General features: G+C 54.3%; 19 protein-coding genes. 11 read left to right on the top strand and 8 right to left on the bottom strand.

Going from position 1 to position 23,739, the window contains the following annotated elements:
• The 3 genes from TH2_RS11350 to TH2_RS11340 are packed head-to-tail and all read left to right on the top strand — an operon-like array spanning nt 1 to nt 3,446.
• Nucleotides 1-2,004 (top strand): acetyl/propionyl/methylcrotonyl-CoA carboxylase subunit alpha, encoded by a 2,004-nt coding sequence (locus tag TH2_RS11350; RefSeq protein ID WP_008890574.1) that lies wholly within the window; start codon nt 1-3, stop codon nt 2,002-2,004.
• A complete protein-coding gene (locus tag TH2_RS11345) occupies nt 2,004-2,933 on the top strand; it encodes a hydroxymethylglutaryl-CoA lyase (protein ID WP_008890573.1) in 930 nt (309 codons plus the stop codon). Before TH2_RS11350 ends, TH2_RS11345 begins: the two co-directional genes overlap by 1 nt.
• Nucleotides 2,934-2,936: 3 nt before the next feature.
• Complete coding sequence (locus TH2_RS11340) at nt 2,937-3,446, top strand: GNAT family N-acetyltransferase (RefSeq protein WP_008890572.1); 510 nt, start codon at nt 2,937-2,939, stop codon at nt 3,444-3,446.
• A 16-nt stretch (nt 3,447-3,462) separates the two neighbouring features.
• On the opposite strand, the gene TH2_RS11335 is transcribed toward TH2_RS11340, so the two are convergent.
• From TH2_RS11335 to TH2_RS11310, 6 genes are all read right to left on the bottom strand, one after another.
• Nucleotides 3,463-4,851, bottom strand: a complete 1,389-nt coding sequence (locus TH2_RS11335) for an MATE family efflux transporter (RefSeq protein WP_008890571.1) — start codon at nt 4,849-4,851, stop codon at nt 3,463-3,465.
• Between the two features lie 37 nt (nt 4,852-4,888).
• Entirely contained in the window at nt 4,889-6,226 is a 1,338-nt protein-coding gene (locus TH2_RS11330; RefSeq protein WP_008890570.1) for a hypothetical protein, read from the bottom strand.
• 427 nt (nt 6,227-6,653) lie between these two features.
• Nucleotides 6,654-8,321, bottom strand: coding sequence for a methyl-accepting chemotaxis protein (locus TH2_RS11325; RefSeq protein ID WP_008890569.1), 1,668 nt, complete (start codon nt 8,319-8,321; stop codon nt 6,654-6,656).
• Between the two features lie 341 nt (nt 8,322-8,662).
• Nucleotides 8,663-9,178 (bottom strand): DUF934 domain-containing protein, encoded by a 516-nt coding sequence (locus TH2_RS11320; RefSeq protein WP_008890568.1) that lies wholly within the window; start codon nt 9,176-9,178, stop codon nt 8,663-8,665.
• A complete protein-coding gene (locus TH2_RS11315) occupies nt 9,165-10,820 on the bottom strand; it encodes a nitrite/sulfite reductase (protein ID WP_008890567.1) in 1,656 nt (551 codons plus the stop codon). Before TH2_RS11315 ends, TH2_RS11320 begins: the two co-directional genes overlap by 14 nt.
• A 10-nt stretch (nt 10,821-10,830) precedes the next feature.
• Nucleotides 10,831-11,124 (bottom strand): DUF2849 domain-containing protein, encoded by a 294-nt coding sequence (locus tag TH2_RS11310; RefSeq protein WP_008890566.1) that lies wholly within the window; start codon nt 11,122-11,124, stop codon nt 10,831-10,833.
• Nucleotides 11,125-11,340: 216 nt separating this feature from the next.
• Here TH2_RS11310 and TH2_RS11305 point away from each other — a divergent pair, with 216 nt between their 5' ends.
• On the top strand, nt 11,341-11,757 hold the full coding sequence (locus tag TH2_RS11305; protein WP_008890565.1) for a DUF1489 family protein: 417 nt from the start codon (nt 11,341-11,343) through the stop codon (nt 11,755-11,757).
• 2 nt (nt 11,758-11,759) lie between these two features.
• Here TH2_RS11305 and gcvA read toward each other — a convergent pair whose 3' ends face one another.
• The gene (gene gcvA / locus TH2_RS11300; protein WP_008890564.1) at nt 11,760-12,707 is read right to left on the bottom strand and encodes a transcriptional regulator GcvA; all 948 of its coding nucleotides are present in this window, start codon (nt 12,705-12,707) and stop codon (nt 11,760-11,762) included.
• A gap of 138 nt (nt 12,708-12,845) precedes the next feature.
• On the opposite strand from gcvA, the gene TH2_RS11295 reads away from it, so the two are divergent.
• The 3 genes from TH2_RS11295 to TH2_RS11285 all read left to right on the top strand — a co-directional run bounded on the left by TH2_RS11295 (nt 12,846) and on the right by TH2_RS11285 (nt 15,379).
• On the top strand, nt 12,846-13,088 hold the full coding sequence (locus TH2_RS11295) for a DUF1127 domain-containing protein (RefSeq protein WP_008890563.1): 243 nt from the start codon (nt 12,846-12,848) through the stop codon (nt 13,086-13,088).
• A 263-nt stretch (nt 13,089-13,351) separates the two neighbouring features.
• On the top strand, nt 13,352-14,386 hold the full coding sequence (gene ppk2 / locus TH2_RS11290) for a polyphosphate kinase 2 (protein WP_157194052.1): 1,035 nt from the start codon (nt 13,352-13,354) through the stop codon (nt 14,384-14,386).
• A 123-nt stretch (nt 14,387-14,509) separates the two neighbouring features.
• Nucleotides 14,510-15,379, top strand: coding sequence for an NAD(P)-dependent oxidoreductase (locus TH2_RS11285; protein WP_008890561.1), 870 nt, complete (start codon nt 14,510-14,512; stop codon nt 15,377-15,379).
• Nucleotides 15,380-15,464: 85 nt separating this feature from the next.
• On the opposite strand, the gene TH2_RS11280 is transcribed toward TH2_RS11285, so the two are convergent.
• Nucleotides 15,465-16,967, bottom strand: a complete 1,503-nt coding sequence (locus tag TH2_RS11280; protein ID WP_232308362.1) for a S41 family peptidase — start codon at nt 16,965-16,967, stop codon at nt 15,465-15,467.
• A 381-nt stretch (nt 16,968-17,348) separates the two neighbouring features.
• Here TH2_RS11280 and TH2_RS11275 point away from each other — a divergent pair, with 381 nt between their 5' ends.
• The 4 genes from TH2_RS11275 (at nt 17,349) to TH2_RS11260 (ending at nt 23,738) form a co-directional block, all read left to right on the top strand.
• Entirely contained in the window at nt 17,349-19,115 is a 1,767-nt protein-coding gene (locus TH2_RS11275) for an acyl-CoA dehydrogenase family protein (RefSeq protein ID WP_008890559.1), read from the top strand.
• A gap of 214 nt (nt 19,116-19,329) precedes the next feature.
• The gene (gene lptF / locus TH2_RS11270) at nt 19,330-20,448 is read left to right on the top strand and encodes an LPS export ABC transporter permease LptF (protein ID WP_238538694.1); all 1,119 of its coding nucleotides are present in this window, start codon (nt 19,330-19,332) and stop codon (nt 20,446-20,448) included.
• Nucleotides 20,445-21,548, top strand: a complete 1,104-nt coding sequence (gene lptG, locus TH2_RS11265; protein WP_008890557.1) for an LPS export ABC transporter permease LptG — start codon at nt 20,445-20,447, stop codon at nt 21,546-21,548. The genes lptF and lptG overlap by 4 nt, the downstream gene beginning before the upstream one ends.
• A gap of 36 nt (nt 21,549-21,584) precedes the next feature.
• The gene (locus TH2_RS11260; protein WP_238538693.1) at nt 21,585-23,738 is read left to right on the top strand and encodes an LPS-assembly protein LptD; all 2,154 of its coding nucleotides are present in this window, start codon (nt 21,585-21,587) and stop codon (nt 23,736-23,738) included.
• Nucleotide 23,739: the final 1 nt, after the last annotated feature.

The following is a 23,739-nucleotide window of genomic DNA, read 5'->3' as shown; positions in this document are numbered from 1 at the left end:
ATGCCGCGCAAACTTCTGATCGCCAACCGCGGTGAGATCGCCTGCCGCGTGATCAAGACCGCCCGTCGCATGGGAATTGCCACGGTCGCCGTTTATTCCGATGCCGACGCCAATGCCCTGCATGTCAAACATGCCGACGAGGCCTATCACATTGGCGCGCCTGCCCCCAAGGACAGCTATCTGCGCACCGACCGGTTGCTTGAAGTCATCGCCCAATCGGGTGCCGATGCGGTTCATCCAGGCTACGGCTTCCTGTCGGAAAATGCCGGTTTTGCCGATGCGCTGGAAAAGGCAGGCTGTGTTTTTGTCGGCCCACCGGCAAGTGCCATCCGTGCCATGGGGTCGAAATCTGAAGCCAAGAAAATCATGGGCAAGGCCGGTGTGCCGCTGGTGCCGGGCTATCACGGCGAAGATCAGGACCCCGACCTTCTGGCAGTTGAGGCCGACAAGATCGGCTATCCGGTATTGATCAAGGCATCCGCCGGGGGTGGCGGCAAAGGCATGCGTGCCGTTGAGAAGGCATCTGATTTCAAGGACGCCCTGATCAGTTGCAAGCGCGAGGCCGCAAGCAGCTTTGGCGATGATCATTGCCTGATTGAAAAACTGATTGTCAAACCGCGCCACGTTGAAATTCAGGTCTTTGCCGACAGCCATGGCAACGCGGTCTATCTATTTGAACGCGATTGCTCCTTGCAGCGCCGCCACCAGAAAGTGATTGAAGAGGCCCCTGCACCAGGCATGACCGAGGACCTCCGCGCCCAGATGGGCAAGGCCGCGGTCGATGCTGCCAAGGCAATTGGCTATCAGGGGGCCGGCACGGTTGAATTCCTGCTCGATGCGTCTGGTGCGTTCTATTTCATGGAAATGAACACCCGCCTTCAGGTCGAACATCCGGTAACCGAAAAAATCACCGGCGAAGACCTTGTGGAATGGCAGCTGCGTGTGGCCGATGGCGAAAAACTGCCAAAGGCGCAGGAAGACCTTTCGATCAACGGTCATGCCTTTGAAGTGCGCATCTATGCCGAAGACCCGCAGAATGATTTCCTGCCCGCAACCGGCAAGCTTGTCCATATGCGCATGCCACGTGAAACCGATCATGTGCGGGTTGATACCGGCGTCTATGAAGGCGGCGAAGTTTCCATTCATTATGACCCGATGATCGCCAAGCTGATCACCTGGGATGTGGACCGCACATCGGCCCTGCGTCGCATGGCGACCGCATTAAATGATGTGCAGATTGTTGGGGTGACCACCAATACCGGTTTCCTTGGCAATATCGCCCGCCATCCGGCCTTTGAGCGGGGCGAAGTCGAAACCGGTTTCATCCCGAACTATCAGGATGATCTGATCCCCGCCCCTACCACCACCGATAACGAGGCGCTGGCATTTGCTGCCCTTGATATCCTGCTGACCCGCGATGCGGAGGCCGCTCGTTATGCCGCACAAAGCAACGATCCCTATTCGCCCTGGCACAGCACCGCTGGTTTCCGGCTGAATGACGATAACCATCATGACCTGATCCTGCGTCATGACGGATCGGATTTGCTGGTCAAGGTGCATTACCGCGATCAGGGCTATGTCATCGATATGCCTGATGGTAGCGCTATCATCGCTAGTGCCGAGCATGACGAAAATGGCGCCATCGTTGCCAGCCTGAATAACGTCCGCAAACGCGCGTCGGTGCTTCGTGACGGTAATCGTCTGATGATTTTCCGTGATGGTCGCTCGGATCGTCTCGACATCTTTGATCCGCTGGCCGCGGCTGGTGGCAACGAAGGCACCGGTGGTGGCCTGACCGCACCGATGCCGGGCAAGATCATCGCAGTGATGGCAAAGGCCGGTCAATCGGTCACGGCGGGTGACAAGCTTGTCGTGATGGAAGCGATGAAAATGGAACACACCATTTCCGCCCCCGTCACTGGCACGATCAAGGAAGTGTTCTTTGGCGTCGGTGATCAGGTCGATGATGGCGCAGAACTGATCGCGATTGAGGAGGCCGAATAATGGCCTTGCTTTCCGATCTGCCAAGCCATGTCAAAATCGTTGAAGTCGGCCCACGTGACGGGCTTCAGAACGAAAAGGCAATGGTCCCGACCGCAACCAAGGTCGAGTTGATCCATCGTCTGAATGATGCCGGATTATCGGTGATCGAAGCCACCGCCTTTGTCAGCCCGAAATGGGTACCGCAAATGGCCGATGCGCCCGATGTCATGGCCCAGATCACCCGCAAACCCGGGGTGACATACCCTGTTCTGGCCCCGAACATGAAGGGTCTTGAGGCCGCGGTTGCAGCAGGCGCAACCGAGGTTGCTGTTTTCGGCGCGGCGTCAGAAAGTTTCTCCCAAAAGAACATCAATTGCTCGATTGCTGAAAGCCTTGATCGATTTCGCCCGGTGGCCGATGCGGCGCGTGACGCGGGCCTTGCAGTACGCGGCTATGTTTCCTGTGTGCTGGGCTGCCCGTATGAAGGCGACATTGCGCCTGAAAAGGTGGCCGAGGTCGCAAAGGCGCTTTATGACATGGGCTGCTATGAAATCAGTCTGGGCGATACCATCGGCACCGGGACACCCGCCAAGGCACAGGCGATGATCACCGCTGTTGCCAGACATGTGCCGACCGAAAAACTCGCCGCCCACTTCCATGATACCTATGGTCAGGCGCTGGCCAATTTGCTTGCTGTGCTGCAAATGGGTGTGACCGTAATTGACAGTTCCGTCGCCGGTCTGGGCGGCTGTCCCTATGCCAAGGGGGCCAGCGGCAATGTCGCGACCGAGGATGTTGTCTATATGCTGAACGGGCTTGGCATCAAAACCGGTATCGATCTTGAAAAGCTTGCCGAGACAGGAAGCTGGATTTGTGATCAGATAGCAAAATCAAGTGCATCGAAGGTCAATCTGGCCTTGGCAGCAAAAAGATCAACGACCGGGGACTAATGGATGGGCCCGTCAAAATACAGCTTCAGACGGGCCACCCCAAACGACCTGCCAATGATTGGCCGCTGGCTGCATGTGCCCGAAGTCATCCGCTGGTGGGGCGAACCGGCCGAACAGCTTGAACTGATTTCCGAAGATGTCGAACTGGCCGAAATGGCGACCCTGATTGTGTCGTACCGCAATCGCCCGTTTGCCTTTGTCCAGCATTACGACGCCCATCAATGGCCCCAAGCGCATTTTGATCCCCTGCCCGAACATACCCGCTGTCTGGACGCCTTTATTGGCGTGCCCGACATGATGGGCTGCGGACATGGTCAGATGTTCCTAAAGATGCTGACACGCCAGTTGTTTGAACGTGGCGCGCCCATGATCGGGATTGATCCCGATCCGGAAAACGAACGTGCGATTAGGTGTTATGAGGCGATTGGTTTTGTCGCCGGACGGGAATATGAAACCGCCAAGGGCCCGTGCCTTTTGATGACGCTTAATGCCCGCGATCAAAAACAAAGCTGATCTTTCTGATCGCAAATCACCCTGCGTTCCCGCTGCCAACCACGGGCTTGTGTGGACCCGATTGCAACAATTGGTCTGAACGCGGTTTCTGGCACGCCAGCCTGTAGCTGACGATGCCAGTCAAGGTACCGAACAATACAATGCCTGCGACCTGCCCCCACAAAACCCCGACGGCCCCGAAATAGATGCTGCCCAACCAGACGAGCGGGATCACACCAAGAAACTCCTTGGCAAGATCGGCAAGCATCGCAAGATTAGGCCGCCCGGTGACGTTAAAGAAGGTATGGGATGAAAACTGCAGGCCCAGGAACATGTAAAGCGGCGCAATCGCCGTACAAAACAGGCCCAGCAGGTTTGCGGTTTCCGGTGTGGTGCGAAACAGCTCAGCCAATTGGTCAGACAAAACAAACAACAGTGCTGACACCACCAGACCATAGACAACAATCAGCCCCCAAACCGAATGCCAGATGGCGCGCACCCGATCCGTGCGTTTGGCGGAAAAATTCTGTCCAAAGATCGGCCCGATAGCCTGCGGCAAGGCCATGTAACCGACAAAGGCGAATGGCGCGATGCGTTCAATGATCGCCATCGCCGCGACGGCGTCTGACCCAAACATTGCCATTGATGCCATGATAAAGCCGCTGGCAATTGGCGGGCCGGTTTTAGCCAGCCCGACAGGCACGGTGACCCTGGCAATTTCGCGAACATCTTGCGCGAATACAGCACGATTGAAACGGCCCAGCATGTTATGCACATTGCGCACGCCATAAAACGCAATCACCATGATCACGACGCGCGATATCACGGTGGCCCATGCAGCGCCTTCCACACCCCAGCCAAAACCAAAGATGAAGATGGGATCAAGCACACCGTTGGTGACCGCCCCTGCGATCTTGGCCCACATCGACCGTTGTTTGGCCCCGATCACCCTTAAAAGCGCCCCGGATGCCATGCTAAGCACCAGAATGGGCAGGCACAGCATGACGATCTGAAGATAACTGGTGCCAAGCTCATGAACGCGGCCTGATGCGCCAAGTGCTGCCAGCATAACTGGCGCCCCCCACCAAATCGCCGCCGTCATCAGAACCGAAAAACCGACACCGAAAAGCAGTATATGCGTTGCCATCACGCGCGCGCGCTCACGGTCGCCGAGCCCCTCGGCCCGTGCCACCAACGCCGTCATTGACGTCGACACCCCAAGCGATATCGCCAGCGTGAAAAATATCAGGGGCCAGGCAAAGCCAAGTGCGGCAACAATATCGACATCGCCCAGAAGGCTCAGGAAGAACAGATCAAGCGCATCGACAGCCACCATCGCAACAAGCGCAAGCATGCTTGTCGAAGCCATGCCGAGGATATGGCGCAGAACCGACCCACCGATAAAATACTGCTGCTGCAACGCCATTTTGTGTTTGATCCGTCACGGTTGGAAAAACGAGGCATCAATCGTTTTTGAAAGAGCTTGCAGATGTATCGGCACTGACAAGGAACTTGTGCCGCTGCCGCCTTGAAAGATGTTCTGTTTCTGCCGCCGACACCGGCTGTTTCGCCGCAAGGTTCAGATCCGTTCCGGCCTTCCATTTCGCGGCGATGACGCTTGGATTTTGCGGGCAGAACTCATTCAAGCGGGCTATCACATGATGCTGCACACGGCTGGCCTCGGGGAATTTCCGGTCCGTCCAGAACCGTTTGCGCGGCCTGAAATACCCGACCTCATCAAGGAACGAAACGCCGAAATAGTGACAGGACTCAAGCGAATTATAGAAATGTTCGTCAAAGACAAAACTGCCATCCTTACGCATCGAATGCGTCAGACACCAGCCCAACATCTCGTCAAGTTGCCTTGATGCGAAATCCCGCTGGGCTGGTGTCATATGTGACCAGCCATGACGAAATATCTTCGCGACATCGTAATTGTTGTGGTTGTTGAAATTGCCGCGGCTCCGCCAGCCAACCGGATATTCTTCACCCCGACGCTCAAGGGTCGTGCGGATCAGGCTTGGCCAATGGCGAACGTCCCCTTTGCGATAGGACACAATGTGGAACGTAAAACTCAGATCATCATAGCGATGGGTTTTACCATCTGATGAATACCATGGTCCCCAGTAACCGGTTTCCGGGTTTTGAATGTCGTCAAGGAAATCGGTAAAGGCCTTGATATATGCGTCATCAAGCGCGATCCCGCGCACATGTTCGCGGGCGAAATTGCGCAGGCGCGGCTTGAAGCATAACTGCGCCAGACAACACAGGACCGACCCCAGTTCATCACGCTTGTTGCGCCCGGTTGCGGCAATATCAGACACCAGAAGATCTTCGAGATAAGCGCGCATTTTCGCGATGGTTGATACCGGCTCCAGAAAATGAAGCGGATGGCGCGGTGCTCGTTTTTCCGTTGCCAGTTCATGCAGACGCACAATGGTCGCATCAAACTTGTGATGAAACTCGGTATATTGCCAGCCCCATGATCCATCGATCGATGATTGGCGCGCAACGTAACTTTGATCAGTTTCGGAAAAACTGCTTTCAAGGCGCGTTACAAGATCATCGAGCCGCGGCCAATAGGCCGTGTAACGTGCAAGCCACTTGGCATAGATATAGAGCTGCTGGGACGCAAGCATGGTGCGGCTATATTCGCTGAACCGGCGCAAAACCCCGGCCATGGCACCAAGATGATCGTTATATCTTTGTACTTTGTCGTGATAGGCACGGTCATAACGGGCGAAATCCCGCGTAATCACGCATCCGTCAACCGCATGAGCAAGTCCCGATACAGTAGTCATCTATGGTTCCGGCCACCTCGCTTGATCAAGAGAACGGCTGTCTGTGATTAGAACCACCTTCTTTGCCCAAAAGATGGCACACATCGAAAACTACGGATGTCGGTCAGATATCCCCTTCCGGGCTGCTATCGTCACGCAAGGAACAGCCAACTAAAACCTTAAAGGTTGTCTCAAATACCAACATAAACAGCTATTAATTGCATACAGGATATTGCGACCTGACGCTACCCTTTTGGCTAAAACTATACGTATCCATATTACCAAAGATTAATATGGCGCTGATACTCGGTTTCGCGGGCAGCACAGTTCAAGTAACTCTAAAATAATAACTTTCTAAAGTTTTCTGCCCGCCATGCAGACAGAAAAAGGGGCACCCAAACGAGTGCCCCTAAGTCAGAACATATTTGCCATGTTCGAATGTATAGGATTACACAGCGCGTACCGCGCTCAGGAATGCCTCCACCTTGTGGCGCAGGCTTTCAGATTCACGCGACAATTCTGACGCGGCACTAAGCACCTGTTCGGCAGCTGCCCCGGTGGACCCGGCCGCCTCGTTCACACTGACGATGTTTGATGTTACCTCGGTCGTACCGACGGAGGCTTCCTGAACGTTGCGGGTGATTTCAAGGGTGGCGGCACCCTGTTCTTCGACGGCACTGGCGATGGCGGCTGATATTTCGCTGATCTCGGTGATGGTGGACGAAATCGTGCCAATCGCCGTCACCGCCCCATCGGTTTCATTCTGAATACCGGTGATCTGGTTGGTGATGTCCTCGGTCGCGCGTGACGTCGCGGTCGCAAGGTTTTTAACCTCTGCCGCGACAACGGCAAAGCCTTTGCCGGCATCGCCCGCACGGGCTGCTTCGATGGTGGCATTCAGGGCCAGAAGGTTGGTTTGTTCGGCGATGTCGCTGATCAGACCGACCACATCACCGATCTTTTGCGCGGCCTCGGCAAGGCCACGGATCTGGATGTTGGTTTTCTCGGCATCTTCGACTGCGCGATTGGCAACCGTCGATGACTGGCTGACCTGCTGGGTGATTTCAGCAATCGAGGCGCTGAGTTGTTCGGTCGCACTGGCAACGGTCTGAACGTTGGTCGATGCCTGTTCGGCGGCCGCCGCAACGATGCCCGACTGACGACTTGTTTCCTCAGCCGTGCTGCTCATGCCGGTTGCGGTTGACTGCATCTCGGTCGCAGCAGAGGCCAGGGTTTTAAGGATAACCGACATGTCCTGATCAAAGCTGGCGGTCAGCTTGTTAATTTTCGCGGCCCGTTTTTCGCGACGTTTGACAGCCTCGGCTTCTTCCGCTGCGAGCTGTTCAGCCTTGATCATGTTCTCCTTGAAAACCAGCACCGCCTTGGACATATCGCCGATTTCATCGCGGCGATCCTGGCCCGGAATATCAATCTGCTTGTTGCCACCGGCCAGTTCCTTCATGACCTCGGTGATCTGACGGATCGGACGCGAAATACCCGTACCAATGATCCACGCGGCAAAACCACCAAGGATCACCGCGACACCGCCGACAATGGCGGTAACGATCACCGCCTGTGACGCCGCCTCGGTCGCACGGGGACCGATTTGATCCTGTTCCGCCTTGACCGAAAGTTTCAAGTCTTCAAGATTTTCGGCAACCACCGGGCCAACTTCATCGAGCGTATCAGCCACCAGCTGATCACGCGCCGGATCCCCCACCGGCAGTGATGCAACCTTGTCGAAGGTATCGCGATAGATGATCAGGTTTGCCCCGGCAGATTGCGCCGTTTCAATCATTTGCGGTTCATCAAGCAGGGCCACAAGTTCGTCATTCAACTTTATTGCTGTCGCCAGACGCTCATCGACATTGTCTGCAGCGGCACTGTCCCCTGTCAGCAGATAGTGTTTAACCGAGACACGTGCTTCAAGCAGGTTGGCCTGCACCCTGCCTGCTTGGTTGGACTGCAATGCGATATGGCGATACCGCACGAAGTCATCCCCTACACTGCTGATCGAGAACTCCGACCAGAGAGAGGCAAGTACGAGCAAAACCAGCACAACGCCAAAGCCGCCATATACTTTTGTTGAAATTTTGAGACGATTAAACACCGACATAAACGAGGTTCTCCCAATTACTCTGTCACCTCATTCATCATATTATATTTTTACAATCATTACGTGATATACGCGTGATTACGTCACTATGCGTTAGGTGATATCGGCCTATTCATTGTGACGACACCTTGCGTATAAGCATAAAACTTAAGAATAATCTTATATATACGTTTGATTTGTAGAAAGATTATGGTGAAATCAATCATGTAATCTATCTTATTAGAGACTTTCCAATGTATTGAGCCATGTGGAAAAAGAAAAAGGGCCCCCTGTTCGGGGACCCTTGATTGAATGGCTCAGGCTTATTCGACAATGGTCGAAGGCCGGATACTTTTCGCCGTTTACTGCAAAGCGGCGCGACGACGTTCGCGCAAAGATTGTGCCGTGACGCGACCATCACCGGTCGGCTGATAATAGACCGACATTTCCTTAAGTGCGGCGCGCACCTTGTTCAGGGCGACTTCGCCTTCGACCTTAAGGTCATAGGCGTCAAAGCCACAGCGGTGCATATAAAGGATCTGGTCACGCAGGACATCGCCAACCGCGCGAAGCTCGCCGGTGAAGCCCATGCGTTCACGCAACACCCGGCCATAGGAATATCCACGGCCATCGGTGTAGGCCGGGAAATTGACCGTGATGATCGACAGACGGTCAAGATCATCTGCCAGATCTTCGGGCGCATCGCCCGGGTTCAACTGCACCCCCAGGCCGCCATTGCGGCCCAGAAGGCTGTCACGTTCTTCCTTGAAACGGGCAAGCGGCACAATAAGGTTTTCATCGCTTGCCGGAAGGTCGCCTTCGGCGTCAACCGTGATCCATTCCTGTTCGATCACGCTGTCATTCTTAACGATCGCCATAAAGCACCTCCTTGAACGGATCCATGCCGACACGACGGTAGGTGTCGATGAAACGTTCGCCGCTTTCGCGGATATCAATATATTTGGTCACAAGGCTTTCGATCGCATCGACCACTTCGGCTTCGGAGAAACCGGCACCGGCGATCTTGCCGATCGAGGCATCCTGGCTGGCATCGCCACCCAGCGTGATCTGGTAGAATTCCTTGCCGCGCTTATCGAGGCCAAGAATACCGATATGACCAACATGGTGATGCCCGCAGGCATTGATGCAGCCGGAAATCTTGATCTTGAGTTCGCCGATGTCATGTTGACGATCGAGATCCCCGAAACGTTCGGAAATCCGCTGTGACAGCGGGATCGAACGCGCGGTTGCCAAGGCGCAATAATCAAGGCCCGGGCAGGAAATGATATCGGTAACATAGCCAAGGTTGGCCGTGCCAAGGTTGGCCTTGTCCAGTTCGCTCCAAACCGCGAACAGGTCGGCCTTTTTGACATGCGGCAGAACAAGGTTCTGTTCGTGGGTCACACGCACATCGCCAAAGCTGTATTTTTCCGAAAGATCAGCAACCAGTTCCATCTGGGTATCGGTCGCATCGCCTGGAATGCCGCCAATCGGTTTCAGCGATACGTTGGCAATCGCATAGCCCGGCTGTTTATGTTCGATGACGTTCGAACGCACCCAGTTGGCGAAACGACGGTTTTCCGACTTGTGACGTTCGAAATCGGCATCGTCGTCAGAAAGCGCTTCAAACGCCGGCGGGGCAAACTGTTCGATGTAATGGACGATTTCCGCATCATCAACGCGCAGCGACCCGTCCTTGATCTGGGCCCATTCCTCTTCGACAAGCTCGCGGATTTTATCAATGCCTTCCTCGTGAACGAGGATCTTGATGCGCGCCTTGTACTTGTTATCACGACGGCCAAAGCGGTTATAAACGCGCAGGATGGCTTCGAGATAGGAGAACAAATCGTTCTTGCCGATAAACTCGCGGATGGTCTTGCCGACAAACGGCGTACGACCAAGGCCACCGCCAACCATGACTTCAAAGCCGGTTTCACCTGCATCGTTCTGATGCATGCGAAGACCGATATCATGCACCTTCACCGCGGCACGGTCATTTGGCGATCCGGTCACGGCGATCTTGAACTTGCGCGGCAGATAGGTGAATTCCGGATGGAAGGTCGACCACTGACGGATCAGTTCGCAATAGGGGCGCGGGTCTTCGATTTCATCGGCCGCAGCACCGGCATACTGGTCAGTCGTGGTGTTACGAATGCAGTTGCCTGATGTCTGGATCGCATGCATTTCGACCTTGGCAAGGTCGAGCAACGCATCAGGGATCTCATCAAGTTTCGGCCAATTATACTGGATGTTCTGGCGGGTGGTGAAATGGCCATAACCCTTGTCATAGACCCGCGCAATCATGCCAAGCTGGCGCAGCTGGTCAGCGCGCAGCGTGCCGTACGGAACGGCAACGCGCAGCATATAGGCGTGCAGCTGAAGATACACACCGTTCATCAGACGCAGCGGACGGAACTGTTCCTCGGTAATGTCACCGGCAAGGCGGCGTTTTACCTGTTCGCGGAACTGTTCAGTCCGTTCATGGACAAGCTGGCGGTCAAAATCGTCATAACGATACATGGGGCTCTCCTTATACCGCCTGATAGCCGAGGTCTTCGCGGACACTCGGACCTTTGGTGCGCAGAACTTCGCGGTATTTTGTCGGCACGATATCCGCGCCCTGCTGTTCGACATCAATCAGATACGGCCCGACAATCACGATATCGAGTTCGGGTGCACTGGCTTCAGCCAAAAGCGCATCTGCGGCCTCTTTGCCGTCAGCGATGCGGGCATCGTTGATGTTTTCGCTCCAGCTACCATCGCTGGTCAGGAACACCACCAACCCGTCTTCCAGACGGTTTGCCGTGACAACTTGCAGGGACATTCGGTTCTCTCAGCGTGTAAATCTCTCGGGTTTGGTCCTGTATCGGACCTTTTATGCACCAGAATTTGGCTGATTACCCCTTATTGGTCAAGTTTTTTTGTGAAATATCATATATTACACTTATTTTTGTGTTTTAATAATCCACTATTGACCGCTCGGCGTACGGGTTCTACCTCATCAGTCATTAAACACCACCGCACAAGAAACCCTCCTGATATGCCTTTGAACATCATCAAACTGAGCGTCGGCACAGAAAGCCCCGAAAGCCTGAAGGAATGGCAGACCTATTTTCAGGCCATGCACGGGCGCATTTTCCACACCACACGCATGACACCCAAACGCAAGGCAGAGATTCTTGATGGCGGATCCATTTACTGGGTAATCAAGGGGGCCGTGCGCTGCCGCCAGCAGGTCATTGATCTTGAAGAATACGTCAATGAAGAAGGCACGAAATATTGCCGCATCGTGCTGGACGACGAATTGATCGCCACCCGTCCCTACCCGCACCGCGCGTTTCAGGGATGGCGCTATTTCCCCGATGATAAATGCCCGCCGGATGAAAAACAGGGCGGCGGCACCGATGCCCTGCCCGATGACATGGCCGATGAATTACGTGACCTTGGGTTAATCTGAGCTCAGCCCTCGACAGGGGCGTCCGCTTCATCGGGATCAATTTCGCGCAAGGTTTCAGCCACTTCATTTTTAAGCCAGCTTACAAATGCCTTTACGCGCGGACGTCTCAGGTGCTCCTCCGGATACACCAGATAATAGGCCCCGCTTGAGGCAACGCTTTGCGCAAACGGCCGCACCAGATTGCCCGCCGCCAGATCAAGGGCGGCCAGACTTGTGCGCGCCATGGCAACCCCCTGCCCCATCAGGGCGGCCTGAATGACCATGTCGCCGGAATTAAAGCGAAGACCACGGCTGACATCAACGCCTTCGGCACCGACACCGTTGAGCCAGAATTCCCAGTCGGCGGCATGCGGGTGATCAATAAAGGTTGTCGCATCATGCAATAGCTGGTGCCCGGCGACATCGGCCGGTTCTTTCAGTTCCGGATTGGCGGCAAGATAGGCCGGACTACAAACCGGGAAAGACTCGTCGCGCATCAGCATTTCGCACACCAGCCCTGGATAATTGCCACTGCCGAACCGAACCGCCAGATCAATGCCCTCGGTCCGTAAATTGACAAGCCGGTCATCGGCATGAATGCGCACATCAATATCAGGATACGCATCACGGAAATGCCCGAGACGCGGCACCAGCCATTTCACCGCAAAACTTTGCAACACACTGACCGTTACCACACCGGCTTCCTCAATCGTGGTCAGGCGTTCGATCTCCTCGGCAATGCATGAAAAGCCTGCTGTGGTTGCCTGGGCCAGTTGCGCGCCCTCTTCGGTCAGATGGATCTGACGCGGCAACCGATGAAACAGCTTGAAACCAAGATATTCCTCAAGCTGGCGGACCTGCTGGCTGATCGCACCCTGGGTGACAAACAACTCTTCGGCCGCCTTGGTAAAGCTCAGATGGCGGGCAGCGGCATCAAAGGCGCGCACGGACTGCAAAGGCGGAATCCGCATGGATATCACTCCAACATCATGAATTAGAATTCCTAATCCGTTTGATCAGAAATACTCGTTTGTCGCGCTCGAAATATAGACGCAATATGGCTTCAACAGCAAACATTGCATTAGCAATATTAACTCATGGAGAGAATGATGGCTTATTCACTTAGCCCTGCTCCGTCTGCCGTGGAGCGCCCGCCCAAAGCAAGTATCCGTACGTTCATTACCACCCTTGTTAGCCGCCTCAATGATCTTTCAAACCGATTTGCACGGTTGCTTGCGGTTCGTGAAGAACGTCGGATGTTGCTCAGGATGTCAGATCAGCAGCTTGCCGACATCGGGATCACCCGTGCCCAGGCCGAAGAAGAGTACCGGCAGTCTTTCCCGCTGCGATAACCCTGCAAGGGATCTGTCCTGCCGTAACCCGCCCCCACGGAACACCGCGCAATACAGATCCCCCCTTCGTGCCACCGCACACCCCACCCTTGGCCTGGTCAATGCCCTCACATTGACCAGGCTTTTTCGTGCGTCACGTTCATTTAGCACGCAACAGGTCGCAATTTGATCCATTGCATTGCGATGGTTTCAATAATCCCGCAAAGTTATGGCTACATCTGACCACAACCGGCGGAATCGGGCGCATGACCTCGGAAAAGAAAATGTCAAAGAAAACCGTGAAAACAGCCAAGCAGGACAGCAATGACGTGCTCGGTGACGCAACACGGCGCACGGGTAAAAGCCGATCTGCGGCCAACCGCACAGATGCGCTTTCAAAACTTGATACTGAGGCAAAGGACCACTTCTTGCTGGATTCCGAAAACCTGACCATGGACCGGATTGATGATCATCCTTCGGGACCGAACAAAACAACCAGCCAGAACCTGCGCAACATTCCGCAAGACCAGCTTCCGCCCGATATCGACCTTAACCCGAAGGCACGGGCAAAGAAGATGCAGGGCAAGCAATATCTGGAACTGATTGCCCCGCTTCATATCGAGCTTTTGAAACTGCAAAACTGGATCAAGGCGGAAAACCTCAAATCACTGATCATTTTTGAAGGGCGCGATGCCGCTGGCAAGGGCGGCACGATCAAACGTTTTACCGAACACCTTAATCCGCGTGGTGCCCGGATTGTCGCCCTTGGCAAACCCAACGACCGCGAACTGACGCAATGGTACTTCCAACGCTATATCGAACATCTGCCAAGCGGCGGCGAGATCGCCCTGTTTGACCGGTCTTGGTACAACCGCGCGATGGTCGAACGTGTGATGGGCTTTTGCAGCATGTTTGACGTCAGCGAGTTTTTGCAATCCGTCCCCGAGCTTGAACGCATGCTGATCCGATCGGGCATCCACATGACCAAGTTCTATTTCTCGGTCAGCAAAAAAGAACAGGCACGGCGCTTTAAACAACGCCAAAGCGATCCGCTTAAACAATGGAAACTGAGCCCGGTTGATCTGGCATCCCAGAACCTTTGGGATTCCTATACCGAGGCCAAACGCGACATGTTCTTTCATACCTCCACCACCGACAGCCCGTGGGTGATCGTGAAGTCAGATGACAAGAAACGTGCGCGCATCAACGCCATCCGGTTCTATCTGTCGCAGTTTGAATACCCCGGAAAACGGCCGGAAATCCTTGTATATGACCGCCGGATCATTCACAGCGTCGCCGAGGAACTTGATGAGGATTGACGAAATCGGTCAATCTCTGGTCTTCCGGATGGTGAAAACATTGTCGCGGTAACATTTGCGTTCATTGACATTGCCCGCGCTGCAACCTTTACTGGAAGCATATAAACCTTCGGGAGGCAAACAATGGCAAAATGTGCATTTATCGGTCTGGGTGTCATGGGATATCCGATGGCCGGTCACCTGCAAAAAGCAGGTCACGACGTTACCGTTTACAACCGTACTTCAGCCAAAGCAGAAAAATGGGTGTCCGAGTTTGGCGGATCGTCCGCCCCCACCCCGGCCGAGGCGGCAAAGGGTGCGGAATTCGTCTTTTCCTGTGTCGGCAATGATGACGATCTGCGCAGCGTCATGCTGGGCGACGGCGGGATGTTCGCCGGTATGGACAAGGGATCTGTCCTGATCGACAACACCACCGCATCGGCCGATGTCGCCCGCGAACTTTATGCTGCGGCCAAGGATATGGGAATTTCCTTCATCGATGCCCCGGTTTCCGGTGGTCAGGCAGGTGCCGAGAATGGCGTACTGACCGTCATGTGTGGCGGCGATCAGGATGCGTTTGATCGCGCTGCCCCGGTCATTGATGCCTTTGCCAAGTCCTGCAAGCTGATGGGTGAAAGCGGTTCCGGCCAACTGACCAAAATGGTCAACCAGATTTGCATCGCCGGTCTGGTTCAGGGCCTTTCCGAAGGTGTCAATTTCGGTGTCAAGGCCGGCCTTGATATGGAAAAGGTCCTCGATGTTATTTCCAAGGGTGCCGCTGGCAGTTGGCAGATGGAAAACCGCGGCAGCACCATGGTCGAGAACAAGTTTGATTTCGGCTTTGCCGTTGACTGGATGCGCAAGGATTTGGGCATTTGCCTTGAAGAATCCAAACGCAATGGCGCCCGTTTACCGGTCACGGCCCTGGTTGACCAGTTCTATGCCCAGGTGCAGGAACGCGGCGGTAACCGTTGGGATACCTCAAGCCTGATTGATTTGCTGGCACGCGGTTAAACTGCCGCTTGGCATCAGACCGACAAAACAAAAAGCGCGACCCGTTAAGGTCGCGCTTTTTTGATACGATATCAGGCGATACCGATCAGAGACCTGCGCGCAGCAGCGGCTCCATCTGATTGCGGTAGTTTGCCAGCGGGCCTTTATCGAAATAGCCCACCGCGCATTCAAGAACGGAATCGCGAAGGGGTTTCTCACCCTCACCGTCTGCCAGATTTTCCTCTAGATTCTCGCGGCTCGATTTGCCGAGGCGTTCGATCTCGATGTCCTGTTCGCAACTGGTGGCCTCAAGGGTTGCCAATGACTGACGCGGATCGCGACGGCGCGACGGCAGTGCGTGCTCAAGATCAATCTCGCGTTCGAATTCCTCGGCATCCGCCAGCGTAATTTCGATATCCGGGATCACACCGTGGCCCTGCACAATGTGGTTCTCAGGTGTGGTGTAGTAACCGGTGGTGATTTTAAGCCCACCGCCCGAGGTCAGCGGCATGATGCGCTGCATCGACCCTTTGCCAAAGGACCGTTCCCCGATGATGATGCCGCGACCGTTTTCACGGAGGGCCGCTGCCATCAGCTCTGCACCGGATGCCGAACCACGATCAAGCAGGATTGCCATTGGCACTTTCTCAAAGAAATCGGACCGGTCGGCTTCGTAGCTCCTTAGTTTGCGCTCACCGCGTCCTTCGGTGGCAACGATCAAACCTTCTGTCAGGAACTGATCGGCGATGTCTGCTGCACTGTCGAGAAGCCCGCCCGGATTACGGCGCAAATCGACAATAATGCCGCGCGGCGATGCGATCCGGTCTTCGAGTTCCTGCAAATATTCCTGCGTCTGGTCGAGTGTGGTCGCATCAAACCGCGACACCCGGATATAACCGATATCCTGATCAATGATGCTTGCCGTGACCGAGGGCACCTCAATCCGGGCACGCTTCACCGTGACATCAAAACTGTCTTCGACACGCTGGATGGTCAGGGTCACCGGATCCCCGACACGGCCACGCATCCGACGCACGGCCTCTGAAATCGGTTCGCCGACCATCTGATAGCCATCAATGTGCGTGATCCGGTCATCCGGACGCAAACCGGCGCGTGCGGCGGGTGTGTCATCAATCGGTGAGACGATCCGGATGCGCTTTTCATCATCAAGGGCAATGACGATCCCGACACCGGCAAAACTGCCTTCAGTACTTTCCTGCAGGCGGCGGAACATATCGTCGGTCATATACGCACTGTGCGGATCAAGGTCATGCAGACTGTCATCAAGCACGGCACCAACCACACCGATCGGCGATGTGTCATCGGTTTCAAGGTCTCCCAACATCGCAATGCTGTTATCAACGAACGCCACGCGATCAATTTGCTCGACATAGGTTTCCGACAGGACCTGAAGTGCTTCGACATAAAGCTTGTCGGCATGGGCAAACTGTTCTTCGCTCGCGCCAGCGGTCACACTGGTGCGGTAAGCGTCCAGAAATCTGCGTTCTTCATCGCTTGGCCACGCCGGTCCGGCACAGGCCACCAGTCTTGTCCCGGCGAACGAAATCACCACCGCAAACAAAATTGGCAATATTCCTTTACGCAGCAACAGCTTGCTCCTGTCCTTCGATTTTTTTGACCAAATGCATATTGAACATCAAGTGGCCTTGAACAACGACAAGTCTAGCCTGCCTTTTTTCGATTGGCGACCCCTTGGCAAATAATAGATGCCAGATCACGCAACTTTTACCTGTTTAAGGTATCGAATTCGGGTCTTGGGAACATATCGGTAGTCTTTTGTCATTTCGCCAGTGTGAAAGCCACAAAGCGTGACTTAAACCAATGTTGAATGCGTCCTTTTGCACGACAGCACGAATCAGACTCGATCTTGCGGGATCGGGTCGTTATGGTAGGAGGCAATAAAACAAGGTTGGCAAAAAGCCGACTGTTCCGAGCGGGCGGCTCACATTTCAGGGAGACGTCTTTTTTCATGAGCGACTTTACGCCCCCCATTTCAGATATCCGTTTTCTGATCCATGACGTGATTGGTCTGGATACGGTTTCCAACCTGCCGCCATATGGTGAAACCAGTGCGGATCTGGTTGACGCAATCCTTGAAGAAGCAGGGAAATTTGCAGCCTCCGTCCTTGCCCCGCTCAATCGCGTCGGCGATCAGGAAGGCGCAAAACTTCTTGAGGACGGTACTGTTCGCACACCGACGGGCTGGAACGAGGCCTATGCGCAATTCTGTGAAGGTGGCTGGCAAGGCATATCCGCGCCGGAAAGCGAAGGTGGCATGGGCTTGCCGATATTGCTTGGCGCGGCGGTTGCCGAAATGTGGCAGGCGGCCAATATGGCGTTTGCACTGTGCCCGATGCTGACATCCGGCGCGATTGAGGCCCTTACTGCCCATGGATCGGATCAGCAGCGTGAACTGTATCTTTCGCGCATGATATCAGGTGAATGGACAGGCACCATGAACCTGACCGAACCACAGGCCGGATCGGACCTTTCGAAAGTCCGCAGTACAGCCGTTTTGCAAGAGGACGGTAGCTACAAAATCTCCGGCCAGAAGATCTTCATTACCTATGGCGATCACGAGATGACCGAGAACATCGTGCATCTTGTTCTGGCCCGCACACCGAATGCGCCGGCCGGCGTCAAAGGTATTTCACTGTTTATCGTTCCAAAATATCTGGTCTCGGACAATGGTGAAATCGGCGCACGCAACGACGTCACTTGTGTGTCGCTTGAACACAAGCTTGGCATTCATGCCAGCCCGACGGCGGTTCTGCAGTTTGGCGACAAGGGCGGTGCGACCGGCTATCTGGTTGGCGAAGAAGGCAAGGGACTGGCCTATATGTTCACCATGATGAACAACGCAAGGCTTGCGGTTGGCCAACAGGGCGTGGCCATTTCCGAACGCGCCTATCAGCAGGCCCTTAAGTATGCCAACACGCGCAAACAGGGGCGTGACGCCAAAACCGGCGAAGAGGTGCCGATTGCAGTCCACGGTGATGTGCAGCGCATGTTGATGCGCATAAGGTCTTCGACCGATGCAGCGCGCGCGCTTTCGCTTTATGCCGCCGCCCAACTTGATCTTGCTCACCACCTTCCTGACAACCAGGATCGTGCGGCAGCACAGGCGCGTGCCGACCTTTTGATTCCGCTGGTCAAAGGCTGGGCAACGGATATTGGCGTCGACAATGCATCGCTTGGTGTTCAGGTCCACGGCGGCATGGGCTTTATCGAGGAAACCGGGGCAGCCCAGCACCTTCGCGACGCCCGCATTGCGCCGATCTATGAGGGAACCAATGGCATTCAGGCGCTTGATTTTATCGGACGCAAGGTGCTTAGGGATCAGGCGGCCGCGCTGATGGCAATGCTTGCAGACATCAAGGAAACGATCCACGGCCTGAAAGATATCGATGAAACAAGCGACCTCGCCAAGGCACGCCGTGAATTGGATCACGCAATCGTCGATCTCGAAAATTCAACGGATTGCGTGTTGGAACGCTGTGCCGCGGATGCTGATATGGCACAGGTGCTTGCCACACCATATTTGCGTCAGGCCGCGCTTTGCATTTCCGGATGGCTGATGCTGCGCTCTCTTGGCGCTGTGAACAACACCGAAACACCAGAAGACCTGCGCAAGGCAAAGACAAAAAGCTGTATGTTCTTTTTCACTCAACTCCTTCCTGAAGCCGCTTTCATGGCGACACAGATCAGGAATTGCACGGAAACGGAATTGCTTTAACCGCAGTCATAATTTTGCCGCGCTTTTTGATCATCACGACGTTGCACCATCGCCGCAAATGCAGAACGATGGTGCGACTTATTTGGCGCCCCTATTCAACCCATCCGATCTTAACGACACCAACCGACCTTCATTCGGAAATCCCGCAAGATTTGAACGGGTTTGACGACAATTTCCTGTTTCGGTTTTTGATTGCTTCTCTATAATCCGCCCAATGAATCGCTTAACCCGATATATGCTCAAACAGCAATTGATCATGATGGTCTTTGTCACACTGGGGCTTCTGTGTGTGATCTGGCTATCGCAAAGCTTGCGCTTTGTTGAAATGATTGTGAATCGGGGCTTGTCGATCTCGGTCTTTTTGCAGCTGACATCCCTGTTGCTGCCCAGCTTTCTGACGATCATTATTCCGATCGCGCTGTTTTTCGTTATTGTCTTTACCTACAACAAACTGATCCAGGACCGCGAACTCATCGTCATGCGCTCGGCGGGATTGAGCCAGTGGGCGCTCGCCAAGCCAGCCCTGATTGTCGCGCTTCTGTCGACGGCAGTCTGTTATTTCCTGACACTGTTCTACCTTCCCTACAGCTACACACAGTTCAAGGAGTTGCAGTTCTCGATCCGCAATGATTTCTCATCGGTACTGTTGCAAGAAGGCAGCTTCACCGACATTGACGGCTTGACCATTTATGTTCGCGAAGTCGGTCGGGATAACGAATTGCTGGGAATTCTGGTGCATGACGCGCGTGCCCCCGATGCCCAAACCACGATGATGGCCAAACATGGAGCCTTGGTGAGGACTGACGAGGGTCCACGCATTGTTCTGCTTGATGGCAACCGCCAGGAAGTCAATGCCGAGGATGGCACCATGTCGATCCTTTATTTTGATCGCTATGCGGTTGATATTGCGCAAGGCGCTGTCGACGAGGGCCTTCGCTATCAAGACGCGCGAGAACGCAGCGTTGAAAACCTTTTAACGGCCGTCCCCCCGGACATAATAGAGAGAGACCTTAATGCGTTTCGGGCAGAGGGGCATGACCGCCTGATCTCACCACTGAATGCCATCGCATTTGCCAGCATTGCACTGGCTGTGCTTGTATCAAGCAGCTTCTCCAGACGTGGTCAGACCGGCAGATTGTTGCTCGCAATTGGCGTGATGGTAGCTTTTCAGGCAGCCGGTATCGCCATGAAAAACCTTGCTGCCAAAAATCCGTCGCTTGTGCCATTGATGTATATGAATGCAATGATACCAATTGCCCTGGGGCTTTACTGGACTTTCCGTGGTCCGGTTATCAAGGCAAGGCGCGCAATAAACCAAGAGGCGGAAGCATGAGAATTTCACCGCTTCTAACATGGTATTTTGGCAAGCATGTCCTGATTTCGATCCTGTCTATTCTTGCACTCCTAATCGGTCTGATCCTGATCGGCGACACGATTGAGCTCCTTCGTCGTGCAGGCAATAAACCAGACGCCACGGTGAGCATTGTCTTGCAGATGGCCGCTAGTCGCATTCCGTTCATGACGGAGAAAGTCCTGCCTTTCGCCGTCCTGTTCGGGTCGATGTTTTCATTCTGGAAACTGACCGGCAATCAGGAGCTTGTAGTGACGCGTGCAGCCGGTGTCTCTGCATGGCAGTTCATGCTACCGCCTATCTTATGCGCCCTCGTTCTAGGCAGCCTTCAGGTAGGCGCACTCAATCCGTTGTCCTCAATCCTGCTTCAGAAGTACGAGACGCTTGAAGCACGCTATTTGCAGAACAATGCAAGTGTCATGAACCTGTCCTCAAGCGGTCTATGGTTACGGCAGGGCACGCAGGACGGTCAGGCTGTTATTTTTGCGCGATCGGTCAGCAACCAGCAGGGCGACCAACTTGATCTTCGAAACGTGACAATCTTCCGTTTTGAAGATGCGGATGATTTTACGATGCGGATCGATGCCGGTCGGGCAGTCCTCGAACCAGGAACTTGGCGTTTCTATGATTCATGGACATTCGTCCCCGGTCAGGCCAGCACGTTTGCAGAAGAAATGATGCTGCCAACGAACCTGACTGCGCGGAAGATACAAGACAGCTTCGCGTCCCCGGAAACGATGTCATTTTGGGACTTGAAGCCGTTCATCACGCTGCTTGAACGTGCTGGTTTTAATGCCACCCGTCACCGCATCCATTTTCATAGCCTGTTGTCGAGACCTTTACTTTTATGCGCCATGGTTTTAATCGCGGCTGCATTTTGCCTTAAATTTTCTCGACGTCGGCGCGCATCCCTTGTTATCGGTGGGGGTGTTGCATCTGGCTTCATTCTATATTTTTGCACAGACGTGATTTCAGCTTTGGGCGTTTCCGGCGGAATTCCACCGGTTTTGTCGGCGTGGGCTCCAGCTGGAATTTCTCTGTTGCTCGGGGTTACCACATTGCTACATCTTGAGGATGGCTAGCCTATGGTCATGGCGGGGGGAATGATAAAAAGACTTGTGACCAGCACCATTCTGGGCTGTGGGATCTTCGTGGGTGGCGGTCTTGCAAGTTTGCATTCAGCCACGGCACAAACAGCAGGCTCAGAAGTTCCTCCGCCGGAACCAGCCATTTTGTTCAGTGCCGACGAGGTCGATTACAATCAGGAACTGCAAACCGTCACTGCGCGTGGAAATGTCGAAATTTCCCGGGAAGGACGTATATTGCTTGCTGATACGGTGAGCTATGACCGATCACAGGATGTTCTCACGGCTTCGGGAAATGTCAGTATCACTGAACCGACGGGCGAAGTCACCTTCGCTAGCTACGTCGAGCTGAGCGGCGATTTCAAGGAAGGAATCGTTCAGGATATTTATGTCCTTCTCGATGAGAACACCCGGATTGCCGGTGCTGGTGCCCGTCGCAGCGGCGGGAACTTTACCGAGATTGCCAAAGCCGTATATTCCCCCTGCAAAGTCTGTGAAGACAATGGCAGCAGTTCGACGCCGCTTTGGCGCATTCGCGCGGCGCGCGTGCTGCATGATTCAGACAGTAAAACGGTGGAATACGAAGACGCTCGTCTGGAGGTCGCAGGTATTCCTGTTCTCTACACCCCATATTTTCAGCACCCAGACCCAACCGTGAAACGGCAGTCCGGTTTGCTTGCGCCATCATTCGGCAGCACCAGCCACGTTGGAAGCTACTTCAGCCAACCCTATTACTGGTCGATCGACAATAGCAAGGACATGACTTTCACGCCAACCTACACAACGGATGAAGGTCCTGTCCTCGCAACCGAGTACAGACAGCGTCTGGACAGTGGGGAATTCGACGTCGTCAACAGCATTACCAGAGATACAGAGGATGACTGGCAAGGCCATATTGACGCCAAAGGACGGTTTGACATCGATCCGACGTGGCGTTGGGGCTTTGACGCTGAGCAAGCCTCAGAGAAGACCTATCTCTCACGGTATGGTTTTGGCTCACCTTCTGTCCTGACCTCGAACCTGTTTACCGAGGGGTTTCGCGGCGCCAGCTACACGCGCGCTGATGCATACTACTTCCAAGGGCTAAAGAGTGATGATGACCGGGACACGACCCCCATTGTTTTGCCGCATCTGCAGTTTCACGGACAATCCGCGCCAGCAAAATACGGTAGCATAACAACCTTGGACTTGGATGGCCTCTCCTTGACCCGCGACGAGGGTACCAATTCGCATCGTATGTCTGCCAAAGCCGGTTGGGAGCTCCCTCACGTCGGCACAATGGGTGATGTCACCAAACTTAGTCTCTCCGTCCGAAGTGACAACTACCTCGTCTCAGACGTATCTCGCACTAACAGAGAAAACTACAGTGGATATACGGGACGCCTGCTGCCATTGGCAGCAATTGATTGGCAAATGCCGTTCGTAAGCAGCCAAGGCAGCTACCAACAGGTCATTACTCCAATCGCCATGGCAGCCTGGTCTCCGAACGGCGGCAATCCTGATGAGATTCCGAATGAGGACTCGCAGTCGTTTGAACTGGACGATATCAACCTGTTCTCCCATGACAGGTTTGGCGGCCTGGATCGCGCAGAAGACGGTCTCAGGGCAAGTTATGGGCTTGAGTGGGGGATCTACGGTCCCCAAGGAGGCTATACCAGCGCAATGTTTGGCCAAAGCTACCGCGCCAATGAAAATGATACTTTTGCCCAAGGCTCTGGACTAGATGAGCATCTTTCAGATTATGTTGGTCGAGTAACTGTTGCCCCGAACCAATATCTTGATCTGACATATCGCTACCGTCTTTCAAAAGACGATTTTTCTGCTCGCCGAAATCAGGTAACAGCGACTGTCGGATCACTAGATACGTTACGTCTAAATACGACGTATCTACACTTCACAGATGAAGCAGGCAGCGAAGAGTTTGACGAGCGCGAGGAAATCTACTTCCGTGCGGAACGTCAATTTAATCAGTACTGGTCGGGTCAGGCGTATGGACGCTACGACCTCGATGAAACCGACCCCTTGGAATATGGTATCGGTTTCGTTTATGAAGATGAGTGCTTCATCTTCGATGGGCGAGTCCGTCGGACCTTCTATCGGGATCAGGATCTAGGTGAATCTGACGAATTCCTTTTCCGTCTCGTTTTCAAGACCCTGGGCGAGTTTGCATCTGCAGCCGGATTGTAAG

Origin of the sequence: Thalassospira profundimaris WP0211 (assembly GCF_000300275.1) — a bacterium.
GTDB classification, from domain to species: domain Bacteria; phylum Pseudomonadota; class Alphaproteobacteria; order Rhodospirillales; family Thalassospiraceae; genus Thalassospira; species Thalassospira profundimaris.
Note: the sequence above shows the minus strand (reverse complement) of the source record. Positions and strands in the feature narration are given on the sequence as shown.

Coding starts and splice junctions, on each gene's coding strand:
- TH2_RS11275 (WP_008890559.1), top strand. CDS start 17,349: ATGAGCGACTTTACGCCCCCCATTTCAGATATCCGTTTTCTGATCCAT.
- ppk2 (WP_157194052.1), top strand. CDS start 13,352: ATGTCAAAGAAAACCGTGAAAACAGCCAAGCAGGACAGCAATGACGTG.
- TH2_RS11285 (WP_008890561.1), top strand. CDS start 14,510: ATGGCAAAATGTGCATTTATCGGTCTGGGTGTCATGGGATATCCGATG.
- TH2_RS11320 (WP_008890568.1), bottom strand. CDS start 9,178: ATGGCGATCGTTAAGAATGACAGCGTGATCGAACAGGAATGGATCACG.
- TH2_RS11350 (WP_008890574.1), top strand. CDS start 1: ATGCCGCGCAAACTTCTGATCGCCAACCGCGGTGAGATCGCCTGCCGC.
- TH2_RS11335 (WP_008890571.1), bottom strand. CDS start 4,851: ATGGCGTTGCAGCAGCAGTATTTTATCGGTGGGTCGGTTCTGCGCCAT.
- TH2_RS11345 (WP_008890573.1), top strand. CDS start 2,004: ATGGCCTTGCTTTCCGATCTGCCAAGCCATGTCAAAATCGTTGAAGTC.
- TH2_RS11315 (WP_008890567.1), bottom strand. CDS start 10,820: ATGTATCGTTATGACGATTTTGACCGCCAGCTTGTCCATGAACGGACT.
- lptG (WP_008890557.1), top strand. CDS start 20,445: ATGAGAATTTCACCGCTTCTAACATGGTATTTTGGCAAGCATGTCCTG.
- TH2_RS11295 (WP_008890563.1), top strand. CDS start 12,846: ATGGCTTATTCACTTAGCCCTGCTCCGTCTGCCGTGGAGCGCCCGCCC.
- TH2_RS11310 (WP_008890566.1), bottom strand. CDS start 11,124: ATGTCCCTGCAAGTTGTCACGGCAAACCGTCTGGAAGACGGGTTGGTG.
- TH2_RS11340 (WP_008890572.1), top strand. CDS start 2,937: ATGGGCCCGTCAAAATACAGCTTCAGACGGGCCACCCCAAACGACCTG.
- lptF (WP_238538694.1), top strand. CDS start 19,330: ATGAATCGCTTAACCCGATATATGCTCAAACAGCAATTGATCATGATG.
- gcvA (WP_008890564.1), bottom strand. CDS start 12,707: ATGCGGATTCCGCCTTTGCAGTCCGTGCGCGCCTTTGATGCCGCTGCC.
- TH2_RS11305 (WP_008890565.1), top strand. CDS start 11,341: ATGCCTTTGAACATCATCAAACTGAGCGTCGGCACAGAAAGCCCCGAA.
- TH2_RS11330 (WP_008890570.1), bottom strand. CDS start 6,226: ATGACTACTGTATCGGGACTTGCTCATGCGGTTGACGGATGCGTGATT.
- TH2_RS11325 (WP_008890569.1), bottom strand. CDS start 8,321: ATGTCGGTGTTTAATCGTCTCAAAATTTCAACAAAAGTATATGGCGGC.